Annotated in this window: 24 protein-coding genes; 8 read left to right on the top strand and 16 right to left on the bottom strand. The window is 65.8% G+C overall.

The genetic code is table 11. From position 1 onward, the window contains the following. The first annotated feature begins 53 nt into the window (after positions 1-53). Positions 54-845 (top strand): VOC family protein, encoded by a 792-nt coding sequence (locus tag MLE64_RS00180; RefSeq protein WP_243314506.1) that lies wholly within the window; start codon positions 54-56, stop codon positions 843-845. Between the two features lie 64 nt (positions 846-909). Here the strand turns inward: MLE64_RS00180 and MLE64_RS00175 are convergent, their stop codons facing one another. The 6 genes from MLE64_RS00175 to MLE64_RS00150 form a co-directional block, all read right to left on the bottom strand. Further along, entirely contained in the window at positions 910-1,257 is a 348-nt protein-coding gene (locus tag MLE64_RS00175; RefSeq protein WP_243285858.1) for a DUF1292 domain-containing protein, read from the bottom strand. 141 nt (positions 1,258-1,398) lie between these two features. Next, positions 1,399-1,602, bottom strand: coding sequence for a cold-shock protein (locus tag MLE64_RS00170; protein ID WP_243285857.1), 204 nt, complete (start codon positions 1,600-1,602; stop codon positions 1,399-1,401). Between the two features lie 182 nt (positions 1,603-1,784). Further along, positions 1,785-2,585 carry a C40 family peptidase gene (locus tag MLE64_RS00165; RefSeq protein ID WP_243314505.1) on the bottom strand — a complete coding sequence of 267 codons (801 nt, stop codon included), beginning with the start codon at positions 2,583-2,585 and terminating at the stop codon, positions 1,785-1,787. A gap of 126 nt (positions 2,586-2,711) precedes the next feature. After that, the gene (locus MLE64_RS00160; RefSeq protein WP_243314502.1) at positions 2,712-5,276 is read right to left on the bottom strand and encodes a PxKF domain-containing protein; all 2,565 of its coding nucleotides are present in this window, start codon (positions 5,274-5,276) and stop codon (positions 2,712-2,714) included. Beyond that, positions 5,273-5,815, bottom strand: coding sequence for a hypothetical protein (locus MLE64_RS00155; protein ID WP_243314500.1), 543 nt, complete (start codon positions 5,813-5,815; stop codon positions 5,273-5,275). Before MLE64_RS00155 ends, MLE64_RS00160 begins: the two co-directional genes overlap by 4 nt. Before the next feature lie 102 nt (positions 5,816-5,917). Continuing rightward, positions 5,918-6,217, bottom strand: a complete 300-nt coding sequence (locus tag MLE64_RS00150) for a PilZ domain-containing protein (protein WP_243314498.1) — start codon at positions 6,215-6,217, stop codon at positions 5,918-5,920. 174 nt (positions 6,218-6,391) lie between these two features. Here MLE64_RS00150 and MLE64_RS15630 point away from each other — a divergent pair, with 174 nt between their 5' ends. Both MLE64_RS15630 and MLE64_RS00140 read left to right on the top strand, forming a co-directional pair. Then, entirely contained in the window at positions 6,392-6,871 is a 480-nt protein-coding gene (locus MLE64_RS15630) for a helix-turn-helix transcriptional regulator (RefSeq protein ID WP_279342835.1), read from the top strand. 86 nt (positions 6,872-6,957) lie between these two features. Next, positions 6,958-7,218, top strand: coding sequence for an Ada metal-binding domain-containing protein (locus tag MLE64_RS00140; RefSeq protein ID WP_243314497.1), 261 nt, complete (start codon positions 6,958-6,960; stop codon positions 7,216-7,218). A gap of 47 nt (positions 7,219-7,265) precedes the next feature. Here the strand turns inward: MLE64_RS00140 and MLE64_RS00135 are convergent, their stop codons facing one another. Next, positions 7,266-8,294 (bottom strand): DUF2911 domain-containing protein, encoded by a 1,029-nt coding sequence (locus MLE64_RS00135; RefSeq protein WP_243314495.1) that lies wholly within the window; start codon positions 8,292-8,294, stop codon positions 7,266-7,268. Between the two features lie 600 nt (positions 8,295-8,894). Here MLE64_RS00135 and MLE64_RS00130 point away from each other — a divergent pair. The 3 genes from MLE64_RS00130 to MLE64_RS00120 all read left to right on the top strand — a co-directional run bounded on the left by MLE64_RS00130 (position 8,895) and on the right by MLE64_RS00120 (position 11,509). Next, a complete protein-coding gene (locus MLE64_RS00130; protein WP_243314493.1) occupies positions 8,895-9,674 on the top strand; it encodes a toll/interleukin-1 receptor domain-containing protein in 780 nt (259 codons plus the stop codon). Between the two features lie 167 nt (positions 9,675-9,841). After that, positions 9,842-10,753 (top strand): hypothetical protein, encoded by a 912-nt coding sequence (locus MLE64_RS00125; RefSeq protein ID WP_243314491.1) that lies wholly within the window; start codon positions 9,842-9,844, stop codon positions 10,751-10,753. Between the two features lie 576 nt (positions 10,754-11,329). Next, positions 11,330-11,509 (top strand): hypothetical protein, encoded by a 180-nt coding sequence (locus MLE64_RS00120; protein ID WP_243314489.1) that lies wholly within the window; start codon positions 11,330-11,332, stop codon positions 11,507-11,509. 286 nt (positions 11,510-11,795) lie between these two features. On the opposite strand, the gene MLE64_RS00115 is transcribed toward MLE64_RS00120, so the two are convergent. The 9 genes from MLE64_RS00115 to MLE64_RS00075 form a co-directional block, all read right to left on the bottom strand. Beyond that, positions 11,796-12,095 (bottom strand): helix-hairpin-helix domain-containing protein, encoded by a 300-nt coding sequence (locus tag MLE64_RS00115; protein WP_279342834.1) that lies wholly within the window; start codon positions 12,093-12,095, stop codon positions 11,796-11,798. Continuing rightward, on the bottom strand, positions 12,082-12,612 hold the full coding sequence (locus tag MLE64_RS00110; RefSeq protein ID WP_243314483.1) for a DinB family protein: 531 nt from the start codon (positions 12,610-12,612) through the stop codon (positions 12,082-12,084). Before MLE64_RS00110 ends, MLE64_RS00115 begins: the two co-directional genes overlap by 14 nt. A 39-nt stretch (positions 12,613-12,651) precedes the next feature. After that, the gene (locus MLE64_RS00105) at positions 12,652-13,062 is read right to left on the bottom strand and encodes a nuclear transport factor 2 family protein (protein ID WP_243314481.1); all 411 of its coding nucleotides are present in this window, start codon (positions 13,060-13,062) and stop codon (positions 12,652-12,654) included. A 69-nt stretch (positions 13,063-13,131) separates the two neighbouring features. Next, entirely contained in the window at positions 13,132-13,653 is a 522-nt protein-coding gene (locus MLE64_RS00100) for a DinB family protein (RefSeq protein ID WP_243314479.1), read from the bottom strand. An 83-nt stretch (positions 13,654-13,736) separates the two neighbouring features. Next, a complete protein-coding gene (locus MLE64_RS00095; RefSeq protein ID WP_243314476.1) occupies positions 13,737-16,742 on the bottom strand; it encodes a helix-hairpin-helix domain-containing protein in 3,006 nt (1,001 codons plus the stop codon). Positions 16,743-16,805: 63 nt separating this feature from the next. Then, the gene (locus tag MLE64_RS00090) at positions 16,806-17,261 is read right to left on the bottom strand and encodes a DUF2442 domain-containing protein (RefSeq protein WP_243314474.1); all 456 of its coding nucleotides are present in this window, start codon (positions 17,259-17,261) and stop codon (positions 16,806-16,808) included. After that, the gene (locus MLE64_RS15905) at positions 17,239-17,481 is read right to left on the bottom strand and encodes a DUF4160 domain-containing protein (RefSeq protein ID WP_243314472.1); all 243 of its coding nucleotides are present in this window, start codon (positions 17,479-17,481) and stop codon (positions 17,239-17,241) included. Before MLE64_RS15905 ends, MLE64_RS00090 begins: the two co-directional genes overlap by 23 nt. A gap of 27 nt (positions 17,482-17,508) precedes the next feature. Then, positions 17,509-18,642 (bottom strand): Y-family DNA polymerase, encoded by a 1,134-nt coding sequence (locus MLE64_RS00080; RefSeq protein ID WP_243316781.1) that lies wholly within the window; start codon positions 18,640-18,642, stop codon positions 17,509-17,511. A 240-nt stretch (positions 18,643-18,882) separates the two neighbouring features. Then, positions 18,883-19,317, bottom strand: a complete 435-nt coding sequence (locus tag MLE64_RS00075; RefSeq protein WP_279342833.1) for a molybdenum cofactor biosynthesis protein MoaE — start codon at positions 19,315-19,317, stop codon at positions 18,883-18,885. A gap of 59 nt (positions 19,318-19,376) precedes the next feature. Between MLE64_RS00075 and lat the strand changes: the two genes are divergently transcribed. Together lat and rnhA are read left to right on the top strand one after the other, a co-directional pair. Continuing rightward, the gene (gene lat / locus MLE64_RS00070) at positions 19,377-20,717 is read left to right on the top strand and encodes an L-lysine 6-transaminase (protein WP_243314469.1); all 1,341 of its coding nucleotides are present in this window, start codon (positions 19,377-19,379) and stop codon (positions 20,715-20,717) included. Then, complete coding sequence (gene rnhA, locus MLE64_RS00065) at positions 20,714-21,157, top strand: ribonuclease HI (RefSeq protein ID WP_243314467.1); 444 nt, start codon at positions 20,714-20,716, stop codon at positions 21,155-21,157. Before lat ends, rnhA begins: the two co-directional genes overlap by 4 nt. Positions 21,158-21,189: the final 32 nt, after the last annotated feature.

The raw sequence follows: 21,189 nt of genomic DNA, 5'->3' as shown, positions 1-21,189 counted from the left end.
AGGTTGATCCGGCCTCAGAACGGCCTATGTTTTTGCTCCTTCCGGAGGTCGCCATGGCCCAAGCCGTCCTTCCCGCGATTGGAACCTTCTGCTGGCCCGAGCTGGCCACCCGCGACCTCCAGGCCGCCAAGTCCTTCTACGGAGAGCTGTTCGGCTGGCAGCCCAAGGAGATCGCCACCTCCGGAGGCAACTACGCGATCTTCTCCGCCGGCGGCCGCCAAGTCGCGGGACTTTGCGCCCAGGGCAAGGAACAGCGCCAGCAGGGCGTCCCCCCAAGCTGGCTTTCGTACGTGTCCGTATCTGATGCCGACGCCACCGCGGCGAAGGCGAAGGAACTGGGCGCCCAGGTCCTCCACGGTCCCTTCGACGTGATGGAGGAGGGCCGCATGGCCGTCGTCCAGGATCCTGCGGGCGCGATCTTCGCGATCTGGCAGGCCCGGAACCACAAGGGCATCTCGGCCTACCTGGAACCCGGCGCCCTCTGCTGGACCAAGCTCGCCACCAAGGACGCCAAGGCGGCCGAAGCCTTCTACACGCGCCTCTTCGGCTGGACGGCCAAGGCCCCGTCCGATCCCGCCATGCCCTACTTCGAGTGGGCGCTGGATGGGTCCCACTTCGGCGGCATGATGGAGATCAGCGAGCACTGGGGGCCGGCCTGGAGGGAGATCCCCTCCCACTGGATGGTGTATTTCATGGTCAAGGACGTGGACGAGCGGACGGCCCGGGCCCAGGCCCTCGGCGCCGCCGTCCACGTGCCCCCCCGCGACATCCCGAAGGTGGGGCGCTTCGCGGTGGTCGCGGATCCACAGGGCGCCGTCTTCGCCCTCTTCCAGGGCAAGCTCTGAAACCTCGCCCTTTCCAAGAAGAGGCCCCCGGAGCGGGGGCCTCTTCTTGGAAAGGGAAAGCGCGTCAGTCCTTCTCTTCCTCGGCCTTGAGCTTGGCTTCCTGCTCGTCGAGGTGCTTCATGAGGCGCTCGGCCAGCTCCTCGTCCTCGAGGGGGGTGAACATGTCGTCCTTCACCTCGAAGATCTCCAGGCTCAGGCCCTCTTCGGGGTCCGCGGTGCCGTCCTCCTGGGCCTGCAGCTCAGCCAGGGGGGCCAGGATGGCGAAGTCGCGGCCCTCGAACTCGAGCTCTTCCAGAATCGCGAACTCTTCCTTCTCGCCATTCTCGTCTTCAAGTTCAACGACTTCGATTTCAAAGGAATCGTCGTGATCGTGGTTGCAGTCCGGTCCGTGTTCGTGACCTTCGTGAGCCATGGGCTCCTCCTTGCGCAAGGGACCAGAATACGGTCGGAGGCCTTTCGGGCCAAGGAAATAAGCTGATCGGGACCAGCCGCGGCGGGCCCCGAAAAAGGAATCGGCCCCCCGAAGGAGGCCGATCCAGTGTGAACGGTACGGTTAGATCTTGGTGACGTTGGTGGCCTGGGGGCCCTTCTGGCCCTGACCCACGTTGAAGCTCACGCGCTGATTCTCGTCCAGGGTGCGGAAACCCGTGGTCTCGATGGCGGAGTGATGAACGAACAGATCCGCACCACCGTCATCGGGGGTGATGAATCCGAAACCCTTTTCGGCGTTGAACCACTTCACGGTTCCCTGAGCCATGTAACTACCTGCTTTCTTCGTCCTGGATGTAGATGCATTGTTCCTTCCAGGCGAGGCAGCAACGCTTTTTGATACCCGCACGACCGGCGGGCGATTTCCAGTCTAAGGCCATTCCGCATCCAATTTTCAAAAAATCGACGAATTTATTTGCGAAAGAGTCTTAGGGGTCGGAACAAAACCCCTTAGAGGTAGCTCCGGGCCCCCACGAAGGCGCGCTGGAAGTAGCGGTCCGAGAGCCGGTCCTGGCGGATACCCTGCCCCGGCCGCGGCGCGTGGATGAAGGCCCCGTCTCCCAGGTACAGCGCCACGTGGCTCACCCGGCCGCCCCCGTTCGTGGCGAAGAAGAGCAGGTCCCCCGCCCGGGCTCGGTCCAGGTCCACGGGACGACCCGCCTCGAACTGGGCCTGGGAGGAACGCGGCAGCTTCAACCCGTTCAGCCGGTACACGGCCCCGGTGAGGCCGCTGCAGTCGAAGCCCTTCTCCGTGGTGCCCCCGAACAGGTAGGGCACGCCCAGGTAGCCCCTGGCGGCATCCACCAGGCCGACCCGCAGGCCCCGCTCGTCCTCGGGATGGATCCGGGGGCGGCCGGATGCCCCCGGGGCCGATCCGTCCGGGGCCACCACCCAGAACGCCTCGATCACCCCGGCGGCTTTCAGAGCCTCGCCGCGGGCCCGGGCCTTCTCCTTGGTGGCGAAGTCCCCGAAGCGCACCCGGTAGAGGCCGTCTTCCGAGCCGTAATAGGCCGCCTCCAGCCCCTGTGCCTGTAGCGCCTGGGCGAAGCGCGCCGCGTTCTCCACCTTCGCGAAGGCCCCGGCCTGCAGGGTGTAGCCCAGACGGGGGATGGCCCGGGTCGCCGCAGGTGCCGCCGCCGGACTGGCGGGGGGCCGTTCCACGTACCGGTGCGGGGCCCGCGTGCAGGCGGCGAGCACCAGCAGCGCCACCGGCACCGCCGCCCGTCCAGCCCTGTGCCAGAGGCGCCGCATGGGACTCCACGTGAAGGTCTGGAGGGATCCTAGCAGGAGCGGGTCGGGGGGTCCCACGGACTGCGGCACGCCGGAAGGCGGGGCCGCAGCCCCGCCTTCTGGTACGTCCCGGCGAAAGACCGCCGTCTATCGCGCCAGGATGACCGCGAAGGTCCCGTTCACCTGGCCCGTCAACCCGGACTTGATGGAGATGAGGTAGGTCCCCGGGGCGAGCCCTGTGGTCTTCCAGTTGAACTGCCACGTGGCGGTGGTCGAGTCGTACTGGTACCCGCTGCTCCCAGCATCCTCCAGCGCGATGTCCGCGTTCCCGGTGTCTCCCGCCGACACCATCACGATGCTGATGATCGGGCTGGCGGACCCGCTGGGAACAGGCGCGCCCGAGGCATTGGTGTACTGCCACTTGAGCGGGATCGCGCTCTTGATCTTGTAGGACTTGGAGGGATTCCACGGAGACAGGAGGCCGTTGAAGCCGTAGGTGATGGCGTCATGGACCGTCCCGCTGGCGGGGTTGTAGTTGATGTTGCCCGCGAAGCTCCAGCCATCCGCCGGGTAGTCCCCGGGGTCGGTGTGCGTCGTGCCGCTCAGGGTCAGCAGGCTGGCCAGGTCCGCGGGGACCGCCTCCACGCCCTTGGCCGTGGCCGTGGCCGTGTGCGGGTTGCCATCGTAGATCGCGCTGTAGGGCGTGACGGTGATGACCGCGTTGGCCTTCGCGATGACGTCATGCACCGTGCCGCTGGCGGCGTTGTAGTTGGTGTTGCCCGCGAAGCTCCAGGCGTCCGCCGGGTAGTCGCCGGCGTTGGTGTGCGTCGTGCCGCTCAGGGTCAGCAGGCTGGCCAGGTCCGCGGGGACCGCCTCCACGCCCTTGGCCGTGGCCGTGGCCGTGTGGGCGGCGCCATCGTAGGTCACGCTGTAGGGCGTGACGGTGATGACCGCGTTGGCCTTGGCGATGGCGTCATGCACGGTGCCGCTGGCGGCGTTGTAGTTGGTGTTGCCCGCGAAGCTCCAGGCGTCCGCCGGGTAGTCGCCGGCATTGGTGTGCGTCGTGCCGCTCAGGGTCAGCAGGCTGGCCAGGTCCGCGGGGACCGCCTCCACGCCCTTGGCCGTGGCGGTGGCCGTGTGGGCGGCGCCATCGTAGGTCACGCTATACGGCGTGACGGTGATGACCGCGTTGGCCTTGGCGATCACATCGTGCACCGTGCCGCTGGCGGGGTTGTAGTTGGTGTTGCCCGCGAAGCTCCAGGCGTCCGCCGGGTAGTCGCCGGCATCGGTGTGGGTGGTGCCGCTGAGGGTCAGCAGGCTGGCCAGGTCCGCCGGAACGCTCTCCACGCCCTTGGCGGTGGCCGTAGCCGTGTGACTGGCGCCATCGTAGGTCACGCTGTAGGGGGTCACCGTGATGACCGCGTTCACCTTGGCGATCCGGTCCGAGACCGTACCGCTGGCGGCGTTGTAGTTGTCGTCGCCGGCGAAGGTCCAGGCATCGGTTGCGTAGGTGCCGGCGTCGGTGTGGGTCGTGGCGCTCAGGGTCAGCAGGCTGCCCAGGTCCAGGTCATTGAGGCCGGTGGCCTTGCCGGTGGCCGTGTGGGCGTTGCCGTCGTAGGCGACGTCGTAGGGCGTCACCACGATCGTGGCGTCCGCCTTGAGCACCTGGAACGTCCGTTCCACGTCAGTCGCGGCGGTGTAGGTGCTGTTCCCGCCCTGGGAGGCACGCACCGTCACATAGCCCGCACCCGTGATGGTGAGCAGGTTCCCGGAGAGGGTGGCCGGTCCCGAAGCGATGGATAGGGTGACCGGCAGGCCCGAGGAGGCCGAGGCGATCAGGCCGAAGGGCGCGTCGCCGTAGGTGTGGTCGGGGATCGCGCCGAACGTGATGGTCTGCCCCAGCTTGCCGATGTTCTGGACGCTGGGGGAGCCCAGGCTGGCCAGGTCCGCCGCCAGGTAGGTGCGGCTGTTGTTGAGGGTGTCCAGGGTGGTCACCTTGCTGAGCTGATAGAGGCCCGGCACGGAGCCCGCGGGGATGGTCACCGCGCCGCCCCAGGTGCCGCTCAGGGCCGTGCCCAGGGTCAGGGCGGTGGCTCCGGGATACAAGGCCCCATCCGGCCCCGTGAACCAGAAGCTCACCGAGCTGGTGCCCGAGGGGTTGTCCGTCACCGAGAAGCTGGCATTGATGGCCTGGCCGGCGCTGGTGGTGTCAATGGTGGCCGGGCTCAGACTGAAGGAAGCCAGCAGAGGGGCCGCGGTATCCGCCGTGCTGCTGGCCACCTCAACGGTGGCCGGTGGAAAGTCCTGCTTGAGACGGCCCCAGGGATACTGCACCAGGGGCCCGCTGCCCTCGGTCGCCTGAAGGGACAGCTGCCAGGTGCCGGCGGCCCCCTGGTGGGGGATGGTCAGGCTGATCTGGAAGTGGCCAGGCGAGAGCGTGGTGCCCGCGACATAGCCGGTGGTCTGGCTGCTGGTCGGACTGCCGGCCCCGGCCAGGGTCAACGAGGCGCTCATCGCGGAGGCAGACGTATCTGTCACCGTGACCACCACGGTCTGGGCGGAGGCGCTGACATCCACCGAGCCAGGGCTGATGGCCACAGCCGCGACATTGGCGGGTTGGGCCCCGAACAGGGAGGGGGCCACGAGGAGCACCAGGGCGCTGGCCGCCCCGGCGAGCCGGCGGAGGAGGCGAGGCAAAGTGAGGTGTCTCATTTCTGGATCCTCCCGCGCGTATCCACGCCGATCTGGCCGTGGAGCAGGTCGAGGTTCCCGACGAGGGAGAGGTTACCGGTCGCCGAGACCAGGACGCCGGTACCGCCGGTGATCACGAGGGCTCCGTCCAGGACGTAGACCCCTTCCGTGTCCGTCGGGGTCAGCAGCACCTCATCCAGGGTGGTGAGGGAACTGCCGTCGGCGAAGAGGAAGACATGGCTGCCGGTGGCGTGGAGGAGGCCATCCTCCGCCGGAGCCTCCGGGATGCTCAGCTGCTGGGTCACCTGGGCCCACCGGCCCACGCCGTTGGCCCGGACCTCCGCCATGCCCAGGAACCCGCCCTTGGAGCTGCGCGCCAGCTGGGACCGCAGGGCCACATCATTGGCGCCGAAGTCGATCCAGACCGCGCCCGGGATGGTGCCGTCATCCAACGCGGCGGCCGCCAGCCGGGGCCGGGCCAGACCGCACACGCCCGCGGCCGCGACCGCGATCAGCGCAAAGACCGCCCTTCTCCGGCGGGGGGTGATGACCTGGCGCATGGTGTGCCTCCTTGATCTCGTGGAAGTCCTGTAAATGAATCGTCAAGACAAACCGCAGAAGGCCGGCCCCCCGGACGCGCCGAGGAGGCCGGAAAGGGGAGCTCAGGCGAGGAACTGCAAGCCCACGCGGAAGCCGTTCCGCGTCCGCTCGGTCCACCGCACCTCCGAGAGGACGGGCACGCTGGCGTGTTCCGCCTCCAGGGGGACATGGAGCCGCAGGACCTCGCCTGGCTGAAGGGAGCAGTCCGTGAGGAAACTCGCCCCTTCTTGGCTGATGTCGCGCCCGACCCCCTGGGTCAGTTCGCCCCCGGGCAGACCCGCGGCCGTGGCCGTGCGCTCAAACCGGACGACCTGGTGCAGGGCCGTCCGGGGACAGGATCGCTTTTCCGATGAAAGGTTCATGCCTCGGAAGGTTAGGGGTCCCCCGCCCGGCGGCCAATTCCCCCGAAAGAGTGGTTTTTTCTTATCACCACCCTTATGTCATGTAGGTTATGCTCCTCCCCGTTGACCACCATTTCCGGAATCGTACGTCAGCGCTCTGCGCCGGGAGTCCTCGTATTCGACCTCGAGGGTCGCTTGGCGTTCGCCAACGAGCAGGCCCTGGAACTGCTCGCCACCCTCGTGCCGCCGGACAGTCCCACCGGAGCCGTCCCCGGGGCGGTCCTCGACCTGTGCAGGAAGGTGCAGGCGGGCGGAGAGGCCACCCTGACCCTGCGGAGCCCCGGTCCGAATCCTCTGGATGGGGTGCTGCCTCCCTGCGCACTGCGGGCCCTGCCCCTGGGCGCCCCGGGGGAGAAGGGCCCCTCGACCCACACCATGGTCCTCATGGAGCGGGTCGTGGAGAAGCATCAGATCGACCTGGAGAAGGCCCGCGCCACCTTCCAGCTTTCCAAGCGGGAAGCGGAGGTGCTGAACCTGCTGGGCCTGGGCTTCACCAACAAGAAGATCGCCGAGCTGCTCTACATCTCCGAGCACACGGTGAAGGACCACATCAAGAACATCATGAAGAAGCTGGGGGTCGGCTCCCGCGGTGAGGTCGTGGCCACGCTGCGGTGAGGCCAGCTGGACCGGCACGGCCCCTGGCGCGGACACCCCGGGAACCGAAACTGAGTCTCTGCATTCCCATCCCGGGGAGGTGCCCGATGCGGAAGCTCTCGTTCGTCGTGCTGGCCTGCCTCATGGCCGCACCCCTGTCCGCCCGCCGGAACGACGCGCCGAAGGCGGAGCCCGAAACCAAGGCCCAGGTCATCGTGGGCTGCAAGGAGACGAAGCTGTACCACCGCGCCAACTGCAAGTGGGTGAAGGAGATCGACAAGGCCCACACCCGCGTGGACTTCAAGTCCGTGGCCGAGGCCAAGAAGGCCGGCATGAAGCCCTGCGAGGACTGCAAGCCCGGCGAGTAAGGCCGGTCCGAGACGCCTGTTTCAGGATGTGAAATCGCCCGACCGGGCTACTTGAGCTTGTCGAGCTCTCGCTGGATGCGGGTGCGCTGGTCCTCCTGCTTCACCTTGTCGAGGGCCTTGCGGTAGTTCGCGGCGGCCTGGGTCTTGTCGCCCTTGAGGGCGTAGGCCTCGGCGAGGCTGTCGTAGGCGTTCCAGGAGTCGGGGTGGTCCTTCACGTTCCGCTGGAAGAGGGTGATGGCCTCGTCCACCTTCTTCTGGCCCAGCAGCGTGTAACCCAGCTGGTTGACCTCCACCTCGGTGGCCTTCGCCAGGGCCTTCGCCCGCAGGGCCTCGGCGCCCGCGGCATCGCCCTTCTTGTCCAGCAGCGCGGCCTTGGTGCGCAGGGCCGTGAAGGACTCCCGCATGGCGAGGGAGCGGTCCACCCAGGTCATGGCCTCGTCCAGGTTCACGTCGTTGCGGACGCACCAGCCCGCGGCACCGCTCCAGGCCTCCGGGTAGAACTGGTGGAGGCCACGCAGCTGCTCCCGCAGGCTCTGCACCACCACCGCCTTGGAGTCCACCGCGATGGGGATGGGCACCCGCAGCTTCTCCCAGCGCAGCGACAGGGTGACGCCTTTATCGCTGGGATCGTCGAAGGTGTAGGCGAGGCGCTCGGTCGGCTCCGCCGGCACGGGCGTCACCGGCACCCGGGCCACATCCTCCTTGGCGTCGTAGCTGTAGCTGCCCCAGCCGTGGGACTGGCTGCTGAAGATCACGGTCCAGGCCGTGGCCGTGGGCAGCATGTGGAGACCGTAGCGCCCCGCCGGCAGCGGCGTCCCGCCCACGCGGACGGGGTTGGAGAAGGTCACCACGGTGTTCTCGTTGGCTCCGGCCCGCCAGACCTGGCCGTAGGGCACCAGCCCGCCCCAGATCTTTCGGCCGTTCACCGCCGGCCGGTGGTAGCTCACGTCGATGTCCGTCAGCCCCACCGTCTGGCTGACCGTGGCCCGGGGACTGGCCTCGGGCAGCGTGAGGGGCGGCGCCTGGGCGACGAGCACGGACGCAACCGAGAGCAAGGCAACAGCGAACCGACGCATGGGACACCTCCGCGAAGCATCCTGGACCGAAGCCCGAAGAACAGGAAGTGGGCTGGGGCGAGCGGTGGGATTCCGGGGGTGACCGGGATGGGAAGGATGGCTTGAGCCACGGATGGACACGGATTGAAAAGCAAAAGCCATTAGCCGGTGATGAACGGGGATGGACGGAGATGAAAAGCCAAAGGCAAATCAGCCACTGATTCCGGTGATTTCAGTGATTTCACGGATGGGGCCCCGGCCTCACACAGCATGGGCGCCTCCGGATGACTTCCAGCCCCGCCGGAAGCCGCCGAAGGCGGGTCCATGCGGGGACCAATCCGGCTTTATCACCGTCCATCACCGTTCATCACCGGCTGAAAAAGTTTCCCCAGCAGAGCCCCGAGCGGAAGGGTTCATCGCCCCTCACGCGCCATCCAGACCCCCGGCCAGACCCTCCTGACCGTTCAGCGGCCATTTCGCACCGTTCAGCCGGTTGTGATGAGGATCAAACCGGCCAAGTGGGAACATGATCGCGAAATAGCCCAGCCTCGACTTCCACCCAAAAGGCGTTCATTGGCTTCTGCCATTCAGTTCGCCTAATACAAAATTAGGAGTTCTACCATGAAAGTGTTTATCAGTTGGTCAGGACTAAGAAGCAAGCTCGTCGCTGAATTACTCAACGATTGGATCAAATGTGTAATCCAAGCAACTCGTCCATGGATTTCGACTCGAGATATTGATCGCGGGGCACTGTGGTTCAACGAGATTTCAGACCAGCTGAAAGAAACCCGAGTTGGAATCATATGTCTCACGGCTGAAAATAAAAACAAACCTTGGATTCTCTTCGAAGCTGGCGCATTGGCCAAAGGGTTGTCATCAAATCGCGTCTGCACCTTTTTAATCGACTTGAAAACAAGTGATATTGAAGATCCCCTTGCTCAATTCAATCACACCCTTCCATCTCAGGATGGACTTCATGAATTGGTTAAGACAATCAACAACTGCCTTGGCGACTCCTCATTAGACAGTCGTATTCTTGATCAAATTTTTACGACCTACTGGCCTCAATTTGAGTCAAGTTTTAGGGAAATCATAAAAACATCTGCATCACCAGAAAAAGCTGAGCCGAGGTCAGAGAAAAATCTTCTTTCTGAAATTCTAGAAAATACAAGGTATTTAACACACAGAGTGCGAGCACTTGAATCCAAGGTAGAAGAGAGCAAATCACTTCATCAAACCATAACTGAGATCGATTTTAATAAGACATTAATTGCTGGAGTCAATGCTTTAAAGAGAAGCCAAAACCTTAAATTATCTCCAATAGCAAGACTCTCTACAGAAGAAATCCAAAAATTACGTGATGCTATCGAAAAATCAAAAAAAGAAAATAATCTAGATTGATTATTAGGGGCGCGTTCACAACTCCTAACCCTCCGCTCAACTCGGACCCCGCCTGCATTGCCTTCCGCTCTCTCTCAAATCCCTGCTTCCTCGGCTCCGTTCGTCACCTCGGTGCAGGTGGGGCCGCTTAGTTTCCTTCGTTAGCCCTTTCACAGAGGAGTGCGATTATGCGAATCAAAGGTAAAAGTATTCGGAGTTTAACTAAAGTTCTCCCCATGATTGGCGATGGGAGATGTTTCTATGTCGGCCTTCCAGTTTCAGGCAATGAAAGTCGGTTGATTGAAATTGGGTTCCCGAAGAAGGTTCAAGAGGGTCAATCGATACTTCCGGCCGTATTAGGAAGACACACAGATTTCAATGCAAACGGAAGAGAGATCATTCGAATGGACTTGCCGCTAGTACCAGAGTCACGCATGGTTTATTCGACCTGGAATGACTGGCATGGTTATCCGCATTCGGGTTTCCAGCATCGGACTTTCAATGTTCGTCAACGGGACCTTGTGGATCCTCCAGAAGAGAATTTCACTGTCGTCCAAAATACAGAAGGAATCTTCACTGCTTCACGAGAATTATGTTCAGGTAGGGATTCTGATGAGCAAATACTCCATGTGATTAATTTATTTCTTGAATGTTTTGGTGAATGTCATCTTCTCGATGAGAAAAAAGGGCCAATCATAAAGGTCAATCGGCTCAACTGGCATGTCCTTCCGAAGGGCGAATATCCGTGGGCTAATGCTAAGGAGCACATCGAGAAGGTGACTTTGCGCCTAAAAGATGGAGATCGTGAGGTCATAGAGCATAGGCTTAAGCACATTGCCAAACATACACCAGATTTTTTGGCAATCGGGCAAGGTGGATTCGATGGTTATTTCGTACTCGGTTTTTCAAACAAAAATTTATTTGTTTTAGAAAGTCCGCACTTAGACAATGCCACCTATGTCCTCTCCTCTAACTGGAAAGAACTTTCGCAACTGACGAAAAAGGAAATCCTAAAGGGGTCCCTGCAGCACAAGCGACTGATTCATAACAAAGGATGGTACAGAGGTCTCACCACCACACTCGCAGCCAGAAAGGGCTAACCCTCCGCTCAACTCCGGCCCCGCCTGCATTGCATTCCGTTCTGTCTCATCTTCCTGCTTTCTCGGCTCCGCTCAGCGCCTCGGTACAGGCGAGGCCGCTTAGTTCCATTCGTTAGGGCCCGCTCGGAGCAAATCAATGAACCGCCCTAAAATTCCAAGCAAAAATCAACACCCACGGCCCCCTTCTGCCGAAGAGATAAAACTCATCGAGATCAAAGCCGATAGGGTTGACTTGCCGCCTTCAATTGCTGGGAATTCCTTCCATAACCTTCTGTATGGGCCAATGGCAGGCCAGCCGTCGAAGGCGGCCGCAAACCAAGGGCCCCGCAAATCGAGCCTCGTGTTTTGGGCCTTACTCGTCATTGCTGTCTTCTGCATCTATTACTTCCGCAATACGGACCAGGGCTCTTCTAAAAATATTCCACCACCTCAGTCAAGGCCAACCTGGCCCTGACCCTGCGCTCATCCCAGGCTCCGCCTGCCTTGTCTTCCTCTCTCTCAATTGCTCGCTTCCTCGGCTCCGCTCCTCGCCTCAGTGCAGGCGGGGCCGGTTGGTCTCCTTCGTCAGGACGCCAGATGACCAGTGCACCCAATCAACAAGCGCCTCATTCCTCCGTCCTGAAGATGGTCGGCTGGACCTTTGGACCAATCATCTTCTTTATTCTAATGGCTTTAATTTTCGGTAAAACGCACCAAAATCTCACACTCCAAAAATGGTCTTTCCCATTAATTCTTTTTGCAGCGGGTGCTGGTTAGTGCCGTGCTTTTGTTATAAGCAATAATATTGAAAACAATCGTCCCATTTTAATAAAAGCATTTGTTTTATGCTCACTCTATTTTCATTCATGTTGCTCCTTTTTTGGGTCGGTCTTTTCGTTATGTCTGCCTACCATCTACTGAACCCAACAGCTTCCCCACTATTTGGGGGCAGATAATGCGGAGCGATTCGCTCGTCAGCCTTACCTTCCGCTCAGCACCGACCCCGTCTGCATGGCCTCCCGGTCTCTCTCAACGCCTCGCATTCTGAACTCCGTTCAGCGCCTCATGACCGGCGGGGTCGGTTACCTTCCAGCAGGCGCTTGCCTTCGGTGGCGAAGGCCCGCCACGGCTGGGCTTCGCCGCACTGGAGGAAGTGCTGGGCCGCGAGCAGCGTGTAGAGCACGCAGGGGTCGTGGCGGGGGCCCATGGCTCCCGCCAGCTCCTGGAACACGACCAGCGGCTCGCGCTCGGCAAGCTGGCCGGGCTCGAGGATGCCGATCCCGCGGAGGTCGGCGGCGATGGACTTGCCGATGTTCGGCAAGTCTTCCAGTTGAGTGGGTTGATCGCGTCTAGGCCGTGGCATGGTACCGGCGCCCCATGTGGTTCAGTTCCCAGCAGAGAAGGTCGATGTCCCCAGGATCCGCCCCCACCCGGCGGATGCCAGCGACGATCTGGGCGCGGGTGTGGGTGCCGTGGTTCGCGACGTGGAGCAGCAGTTTCCAGAGCGGGGCGGCATCGGAAAAGCCATCCAGACCCGTCCAGGTGCAGGATGCCGCCAGATCCGCGTCGGTCAGCGCGTCGACGAAGGCATGGGTCTGCCGGTCGATGGCGGTCCAGCGGGCCCGGGCCTGGGCCACCGTGGGGATGGCCTCCCCGGGAAGGGTCAGACCGTAGGCCTCCTCCAGGCTCTGGGAACCGTCGAGCCAGGAGAGCCACCCCCACTGGCACGAGAGCAGATGGGCCAGGGTGTCCCGGATCGACCCGTTCCCGCTGCACTCGGGAGCGCTGTATTCCTCGTCGCTGAGCCCTTCGAGGGCGTCGAGCACCCGGACGGTGGCCCAGGTATCGTAGGCGTAGCTGGTCTTGATCACGTCGAGCATGGATGACTCCCCATCAAGCGGTGGCGGCGAGAATTTCGGTCACGCCTTGACGTAACCCATGGCCTCGACGATGCGTCCCTCCCGGACCCGCATCAGGTTGAGACCGCGGACGGCTTGGGCGGCGTCGCCGCCCCACCGGTACCGCCACCGGATGACGACGCGCTCGCCCGCGACCAGCACCTCTTCCCGCTCGAACCAGGTGCCGGCGGCGCTCGCGAGGCCCTGCCAGACCGCCAGGCACGCGGCCTTCCCGACGTGCCGAGAACCCTCCGGGGCGGGCTGGGTGTTCTCGATGACGCAGTCGTCCGCCACGAGCGCCTCCATGGCCTGGGGGTCGTGGTCGTCGAAGGCCTGGTGGAACCTGCGGATGGTCTCCTTCGTGGCCAGCGAGGCGCGGTCGGCGGGTCCCAGGATCTCGATGTCGGCCGGGGCGAGGGATGCGGGGTTCATGGGCTACTCCTTGTCGAGGTGGGGCAGGGCCGGCCCTGCCAAGTGGGGAACCGGTGGACGTGGAGCCTGTCAGACGGCGGGTGCGGGCATGCCCATGGCCGCCCAGCCTTCCCGTGTGGGGCCGTAGAACTCGGGGACGAGGATGCCGGCCTGGCGCATGAGCACCGTCATCTGGCCCCGGTGGTGGACCTGGTGGACCAGCAGGGCGAGGAGGGTCTGGCTCCGCTTCCAGTGCAAGTGTCCGAAGATCAGATCCACCTTCTCAAGTTCCGCGTCGTCCCAGTCGGCGAGGGCCTCCAGCAGCGATTCGGCCGAGCGGGCGTAGGCATCCACGATCGCGGGCGCGCGGGTGGGCGGCGGCGCCACGGGGAAGCCCCGCTCATCCTGGGCCGGGCCGTCCACGCGGAGCCCCATCTGGCTGGTGAGGGAGCCGATGCTGCCCACGAGGTGCCAGCCGAGGCGGCGCAGGTCCCGGTGGCCCGGGGCCACGGCCTGGTCCAGCGCCTGGTCGGGGATGGCCCTCAGGACCTTCAGGGTGTCCTCGACCTCCTCCTGCCATGTGGTTCTGAAGTCGTCCAGGCGGTTGAACATGACAGCCTCCTCAGGGTGAACGAGGAGTCTGCGCCCCCCCTCCTGACAACCTGGTGGCAGGAGGCTCGCGGGCGCCTCCTGGTTCAGCCCACCTCCAGCACGGGGAGCAGCCCGTCCTGCAGGGTCGTCCTCCCGCGGATGGAGACGACCTCGCCCACGCGGAAGGGGCGCTGGCGGCGGCGGAGGACGGGGGGGAAGGCCACGGCTTCGCAGAGGCCGGTCTCGTCCTCGAAGGTGACGAACTGCATGCGCTCGCCCTTTTCGGTGGCCACTTCCTTGTCGGCCACCACCAAGGCCCAGAAGCGGAGATGGCGCCCCGGCTTCTCCCCGGCCAGGACCTTGGCCACGTCGGCGGCACGGTCGGGGCCGCCGCCCTTCCGCACGCGGGCGAGGGCGGCGGGGTGGATCTCCAGGGTGAGGGCCATGGTCGCCATCTCCAGGTCCGCGCGATCGAAGGCGTCCGTGGGGCGCGGGCGCACGCCGGGGGGCACGCCGCCCAGGCGGGCCCACATGAGACGCGTGCGGTCGCCGTCGGGCGCCCAGCGGTCGAAGGCCCCGGCGGCGCAGAGGGCCTCGGCGGTGGTGACGGAGGGTTTCACCCGGCCCAGCAGGTCGTCCAGGTTCGCGAAGGGGCCCTGCTGCTCCCGGTTCTCCAGCAGGGCCTCCACCTCCTTCGCCAAGGCGCCCTGCACCTGCATGAGGCCCACGCGCAGGGCCTGCTCGCCCTCGGCGGTGAAGGCCCAGGCGGAGGCGTTGGCGTCGGGCCCGCGCACCACCAGGCGGTGGCGCCGGGCGTCGCCCAGGTAGGCGATGGCGGGGTAGTAGCCGCCCTGGTTGGTGACGACGGAGGCAAAGAACTCGGCGGGATGGTGGGCCTTGATCCAGGCGCTCTCGAAGCTCACCTGGGCGTAGCTGGCGGAGTGCGGCTTGCAGAAGGAGTAGCCCTGGAAGGTGCGGATCATGTCCCAGGCCTCGTCCACGGTGGCGGGGCGCGCGCCCCGTTCTGCGCATCCGCGCCGGAAGCGCGCCTCGAAGTAGGGCAGCTTCGCCTCGCAGTCGGGCTTGCCCAGGAGCTTGCGGAGCTGGTCGGCCTCGAAGTGGCTCCAGCCCGCCAGCGCCACGCAGACCTTGATGACGTCCTCCTGGTAGACCAGCACGCCAAAGCTCTCGGACAGCAGCTCGTTGAACACGGGATCGCTGGGCTCCCAGGCCTCCTCGCCGCGGCTGCGCTTCACGTAGCGGTCCACCCAGCGGTAGGCGGCGGGGCGGATGAGGCTGGAGTGGATCACCAGCGTCTCGAAGTCGCCCTTCTTCACCCGCTGCTGGAGCTGGCGGGTGGCGGGGCTTTCGACATAGAACACGCCGATGCTGTCGCCCCGGGCCAGCAGGGCCTGGGTGTCGGGGTCGTTGCGGGAGTGGCCGCCGGGATCGGCGGGCACGGCGTCGCCAAGCACCGCGTAGGCGTCGCGGATGACGGCCAGGCTGCGATTTCCCAGCAGGTCGATCTTCACCAGGCCGTAGTTCTCCACGCCGTCCTTGTCCCAGCTGGTGGTCGACACCTTGTCCTTGGCGGGCGCGGGCTGGAAGGCGGCGTGCTCCCAGAAGGGGCCGGGCGTGACGACGGTGCCGCCGGGATGCACGGAGAACTGGTGGAAGTGGCCCTTCAGCGCCAGGGCCTGGCGCAGGATCACCTCCCAGGCGGGGTTCTCGGCGGCGCGGACGAGGCCCCCTTCCCAGCCGCGGACGTAGCGGGCCAGCTGCTTGAGCTCGCTGTCGGGCCGCCCGTGGGCCTGGGCCACGGCCCGCAGCGCGCCCTTGGCCTTGAAGAAGGCGTGGTTGGCCACCATGGCCACGCGGTCACGGCCGTAGCGCTCGAACACCTTCTGGATGACGTCCTCCCGCTCGTCCCAGGCGAAGTCGATGTCCATGTCCGGCGGATCCTTGCGCTCCTTCGTGAGGAAGCGCTCGAACATGAGGTTCGTGGCCACGGGATCCACGTTGCTGAGGCCCAGAGCGTAGCTCACCAGGGAGGCCGCGCCACTGCCCCGGCCGCAGATGCGGGGCGTCGCGCCCTGGGCGGCCTGGACGATGTCCTGCACCAGCAGGAAGTACCGGGCGAACCTCATGCTGGAGATGAGGTCCAGTTCCCGCTCCATGCGGGCGAGCACCTCGCCGCCCGGGTTCTTGAACCGCGCCGCCACGCCCGCGCGCACCTTCTCGCGCAGGAGGGCGTCCAGGTCCCGGCCTTCCTGGCCCAGGGGCTCTGCCAGCACCCATTCGCCCCAGTGGAGGTTCCAGCCTGAGATGCGCTCCAGCAGGGCGGCGGTGGCCTTCTCCACGGCGGGCTCGCCGAAGGGGAAGCGGGCCTCCCAGTCGGCGCGGGGGACGGCCGCCTCGGCGGGATCCCACAGGGCCTCGGTGCGGATGAGCGTGGCCTGCGTCTCGATGGCCCGCTTCAGGCGGTGCATCTCCAGTCCCTCGGCGGTGCGGAAGCGCAGCACCTGGGGCGCCACCACCTCCAGGCCCGCCGCCAGGGCCTTCCGGGCCTCCTGGGCGCGGCGGGGATGGGCCAGCAGGGCGGCGTAGAGGCCCTCGCGCAGCAGGGCATCCAGGCCTGCCAGGTCATCGGCCAGCAGCACACAGCCCTGCGGCGGCTCGGGGGCGCCCAGGCCCGAGATCTCCGGCCCCGGCGCCGCATCATGGGCCTGGGCCGAGAGCAGGCGGTTCAGGGCGGCGTAGCCCGCATCCGTGAAAGGCAGCGCCCCGTAGCCGTGCCCCCGCCAGGTGAAGCGGCTGCCCAGGTGCAGGCGGAAGCCCGTCCAGCGCGGATCCGGCGGCAGGCCCTCCAGGCGCCGCGCCTCGTGGATCCATTCCAGCTCCGCCCGTAGCTTCGGGTAGCCCGCCACCCCCCGGTCCCAGCAGACCAGGTCGCGGTAGCCCAGGCGCCGCGCCAGCGCCAGCAGCTGCTTCGCCGGGTAGACGCCTTCACCAATGGAGAAATCGGAGATGCCGAGGGCGAACATGGGGCAGACCAGAGGAGAAAGGATCTCCACGAAGGGCACGAAGCAAAGAACAAGGGCACGAATCACTCTTGGTGTCCTTCGTGCTCTTCTTCGTGTCCTTAGTGGAGATCTTTTTTAATGGAGATGAGATCAGGGCTGCCAATCGTGGGGCAGACCGCAGGCGTCGAGCACGGCGTGGAGGTAGGGGGTTCCGATGCGCAGGGCGCCCCGCTCGGCGAGGCTCACGAGGGCCTGGGAGCGGCCCATGCGCTCTGCGAGCTGGGCCTGGGTGAGGCCGGCCTGACGGCGGGCGGCTCGCAGGCGCGGAGCCAGGGCCTTGGCCCGGGCATCTGCTTCGGGCGCGCGGCGACCCTCCAGCAGCCCTTCGACGGAGAGGTCCTCGTCCAGGCGGGGCCAGTGGATGCCCGTGCCGCGACCGATGAGGCGCCAATCCGCCAGATCCTCGACGGAAGCTGCCGCCAATCGAGGGAAGAAGGTCAGTGGGCAGGCCAGCTCCCGGCCATCCTGAAGCTGGACGACCAAGCGCCCCCGCTCGAACCAGAGGTGCGTGGCTCGGGGCGTGTCAGGATTCGCCAAAGTGCTCATGCCAGGCCTCTAGGAAGGATTCGCGACGGACCGCCACGATGGCCGTGATCCGCTGGAGGTCCCGGGGCGGAAAGCCGCCGGAATCCGCGATGGACGCATCGTGGAGCCACAGCTTGGCGATGGCGTCGTCGCGCTCGACGTGGACATGGGGCGGCTCGCGGGGTTCATGGCTGTAGAAGAAGAACCGGAAGGGCCCTTCCCGGTGGATGGTGGGGGTCACGGGGCCTTCATGGATATTAGGCTTTTATCAGCCTATTTCAAGGCAAGTCTGCCCCATCCACCCCGGCAGCACGGCCCGGTCGGGGAAGCGGCGGCGGAGACGGGCGAGGGCGGGCTCGAGGCGCTCGAGCTTGGCGTTCCGGGGGTCCTCGAATAGGGCGCGCTCGCGGCCCAGGCCCCAGGCCAGGCGCAGCTCCACCTCGCGCACGAGGAGGCGGCGGGTGGCGCCCGCCAGGAAGGCCTGCTGGAGGCGGCGGGCCAGGACCAGGGGCGGCGCCGTGAGGTCTTCGGGGGCGGCCCGCCAGGTGTGGGGCTCGCCGTCCACGTCCCACCAGCGCAGCACCAGCGTCCGGGGATGGCGGGGGTCGGACCAGAGCCAGTCCAGGCAGCGGACGGCCAGGCCCACCTCCTCCGGCAAGCGGGGGGGCTGGAGGCGCCAGCCATGGCGGGCGTGGCCGGGGCGCTCGGTGAGCAGGGGCAGCTTCAGGCGGTCCTCGCCGCGGACCCGGGCCCGCAGGTCCGGCGCGGCCTTGGGGTTCGTGAGTTCGGCCAGCACGGGCAGGGGCACGGGCTGGAGGTCCCCGAAGATCCGCAGGCCCAGGCGGTGGAAGCGGTCGTGGAGGCGTGGAGGCAGGTCCGGCAGGCGGCGCAGGGGCTGGGGGGCCAGGAAGGCGGCCTCGGCCCCCTCCCCCACCCGCTCCAGCTCATGCTCGGCCCGGGCGGCGAGCTGGGCGGCGGTGGCGCTGAGGGACAGGCCCCCATGGCTGGCCCAGCCGCGGCGCTCGGCCAGCTCCCGGCGCATGCGCTCGGCGGTGTCCGCCAGGGGCCCGAAGAGCCGCTGGGTGCCCTGGAGCTCCACCAGGGCCTCGCCCAGACGGCCCAGCTGGCCCTGGGGCGTCCAGTGCTGGAGGAAGGTCCCCAGGTCGGCCTGGGCCTCCCACCAGACCTGGGGCGAGGGATCCAGCACCCGCAGGCCCGGCGCCCGCCGCAGCGCCTGGTCCAGGGGCAGGCCCGGGGCCAGCCCTTCGGCGCGGCCCAGGCGGTTCACGAACCAGAGCACCGGCGAGCGGGGGCTCTCGGGGCTCAGGAAGGCCAAGGGCCGGTCCCGCAGGCCCCCGTCCCGCCCGCAGGCCAGCTGGAACGGCAGCTCGGGAACCCACATCGCCAACACCGGGACCTCCTGGGGGATCCAAGTATGGCGAATTTTTAGCGAAAAACAAGATCGGTCTTCAGTCCTCGGTCCTCAGTCCTCAGTCCTCAGTCCTCAGTCCTCAGTCCTCAGGAGCGGGTCGGGGCATGGTGCGGCCACCCCAACTCAGAGCGGCCCAAAGGCAAAAAAAGGCGCGGCCGAAGGCCGCCACCAGACGAACTGAAGACTGAGGACTGAAGACTGAGGACTGGCCTACATCTGGAACCGGTGCGTGCACTCCACCCAGCTCTCGGAACCGTCGCGATATTTCTCGCGCTTCCAGATGGGCACGCGCTGCTTGATCTCGTCCATGATCCAGGCGGCGGCCTGGAAGCTCTCGGCGCGGTGGGCGCTGCTGGTGGCCACGATGACGGCGGCCTCGGTGAGGGGCACGACGCCGATGCGGTGGTGGACGGCGCAGCGGGTGAGGCCGTAGCGCTCGATGGCCCGCTCGCGCAGGAGGCCCAGCTCCTTCTCGGCCATGGGCACGTAGGCCTCGTAGGCCAGCTCCAGCACGGGGCGGCCTTCGTGATGATCCCGCGCCCGGCCTTCGAAGAGGACGAGGGCGCCGGCGTGGGGGTCCTCCATGACATTTCGTAAAGCCATGGCGTCCAACGGGGCTTCCTGAACCGATATCCAGGGAATCATGCGTGCCTCTCTCCGCTCCAGACCCAACCATACATTGAACCCGTAGCCAGAGGTCCGTCATGTCCACTCCTCACCTTGATCCGAACACCGTCTTCGACACCCTGGGCCGCCACATGCTGGTGGACGGCTTCCACTTGGTGATGGACCTGGAGAAATCCCACGGCTCCTGGATCGTGGATGCCCGGGACGGCCGTAAGTACTTGGATTTCTACACCTTCTTCGCCACGACGCCCCTGGGCCACAACCACCCCCGCCTGCGGGAGCCGGAATTCGTCCATTACCTGGGCGAGATCGCCGTCAACAAGCCGGCCAACTCGGACATCTACACCACGGCTTTCGCGGAGTGGGTGGAGGCCTTCGGCACCCATGCCGCGCCGGACTACCTGCCCCACCTGTTCTGGATCGATGGCGGCGCCCTGGCGGTGGAGAACGCCCTGAAGGCGGCCTTCGACTGGAAGGTGCGCAAGAACCTGGCGGCGGGCAAAGGCGAGAAGGGGTCGCAGGTCATCCACTTCCGCGAGGCCTTCCACGGCCGCAGCGGCTACACCCTGAGCCTCACGAACACCGCCGATCCCCGCAAACATCAGTATTTCCCCAAGTTCCCCTGGCCCCGGGTGCCGAACCCCAAGCTGGAGTTCCCCGTGGACCTCGCCAAGGTCGAGGCGGCGGAGGCGGAATCCATCGCCGCCATCGAGGCCGCCGTGGCCCAGAACCCGGATGACATCGCCTGCCTCATCGTCGAGCCCATCCAGGGCGAGGGCGGCGACAACCACTTCCGGGGCGAATTTCTGAAGAAGCTCCGAGTCCTGGCGGATCGTCACGATTTCCTGCTGATCTTCGACGAAGTGCAAACGGGCTTCGGCGCCACGGGCAGGTGGTGGGCCCACCAGTGGTTCGACGTTCAGCCCGACATCATCGCCTTCGGCAAGAAGGCCCAGACCTGCGGCATCGCCGCGGGCCGCCGGCTGGACGAGGTGGAGAGCGTCTTCAAGGTGCCCAGCCGCATCAACAGCACCTGGGGCGGCAACCTGGTGGACATGGTGCGCGGCACGCGCATCATCGACGTCATCCGCGAGGAGAACCTGCTGGAGCACGGTGTGACGCAGGGCGCGCGCCTGCTCAAGGGCCTGCAGGAGATCCACCGCGACTTCCCCGAGCTCACCTCGAACCCCCGCGGCCGCGGCCTCTTCTGCGCCCTGGACATCGCCACGCCGGAGCTGCGCAACGCCGTGGTGGCCAAGGGCCACGAGCTGGGCATGATGATCCTCTCCACGGGCTTCAAGGGCCTGCGCTTCCGCCCCGCCATGAACCTCCGGCCGGAGGACCTGGACCTGGGCGTGGAGCTGCTCCGCAAGGCCGTGGCCGAAGTCGCCGCGACATCGCCTACTCTGGTGGGATGAAGATCGAGCTCTACTGCGACGGTGCGTGCTTGGGAAACCCCGGTCCGGGTGGCTGGGGGTTCCTGCTGCGGGTGCACCTCGCCAGCGGCATCCAGGAGAAGGAAGACTCGGGCCCCGAAGCGGAGACCACCAACAACCGCATGGAGCTGACGGCCGCCATCCGTGGCCTGGAGACGCTCACGAAGCCCTGCCAGGTGCTGCTCCAGAGCGACAGCCAGTACGTGGTGAAAGGCATCACCACCTGGTTGAAGGACTGGAAGCGGCGCGGCTGGAAGAAGGCCGACGGCAAGCCCGTGCTCAACGCGGACCTCTGGCAGGCCCTGGACGCGCAGCTGGCGCGGCACCACGTGGAGGCCCGCTGGGTGAAGGGCCACGCCGGCCACCCGGAGAACGAGCGGGTGGACCGCCTAGCCAACGCGGCGGCCCAGTCCGTGGCATAAGAAACGGGCCCCGAAGGGCCCGTTTCCCGAGG

The sequence above is a fragment of the Geothrix paludis genome (genome assembly GCF_022808815.1).
GTDB lineage: Bacteria > Acidobacteriota > Holophagae > Holophagales > Holophagaceae > Geothrix > Geothrix paludis.
The sequence above is the reverse complement of the archived record's forward strand: the minus strand, read 5'-3'. Positions and strand labels throughout refer to the sequence as shown.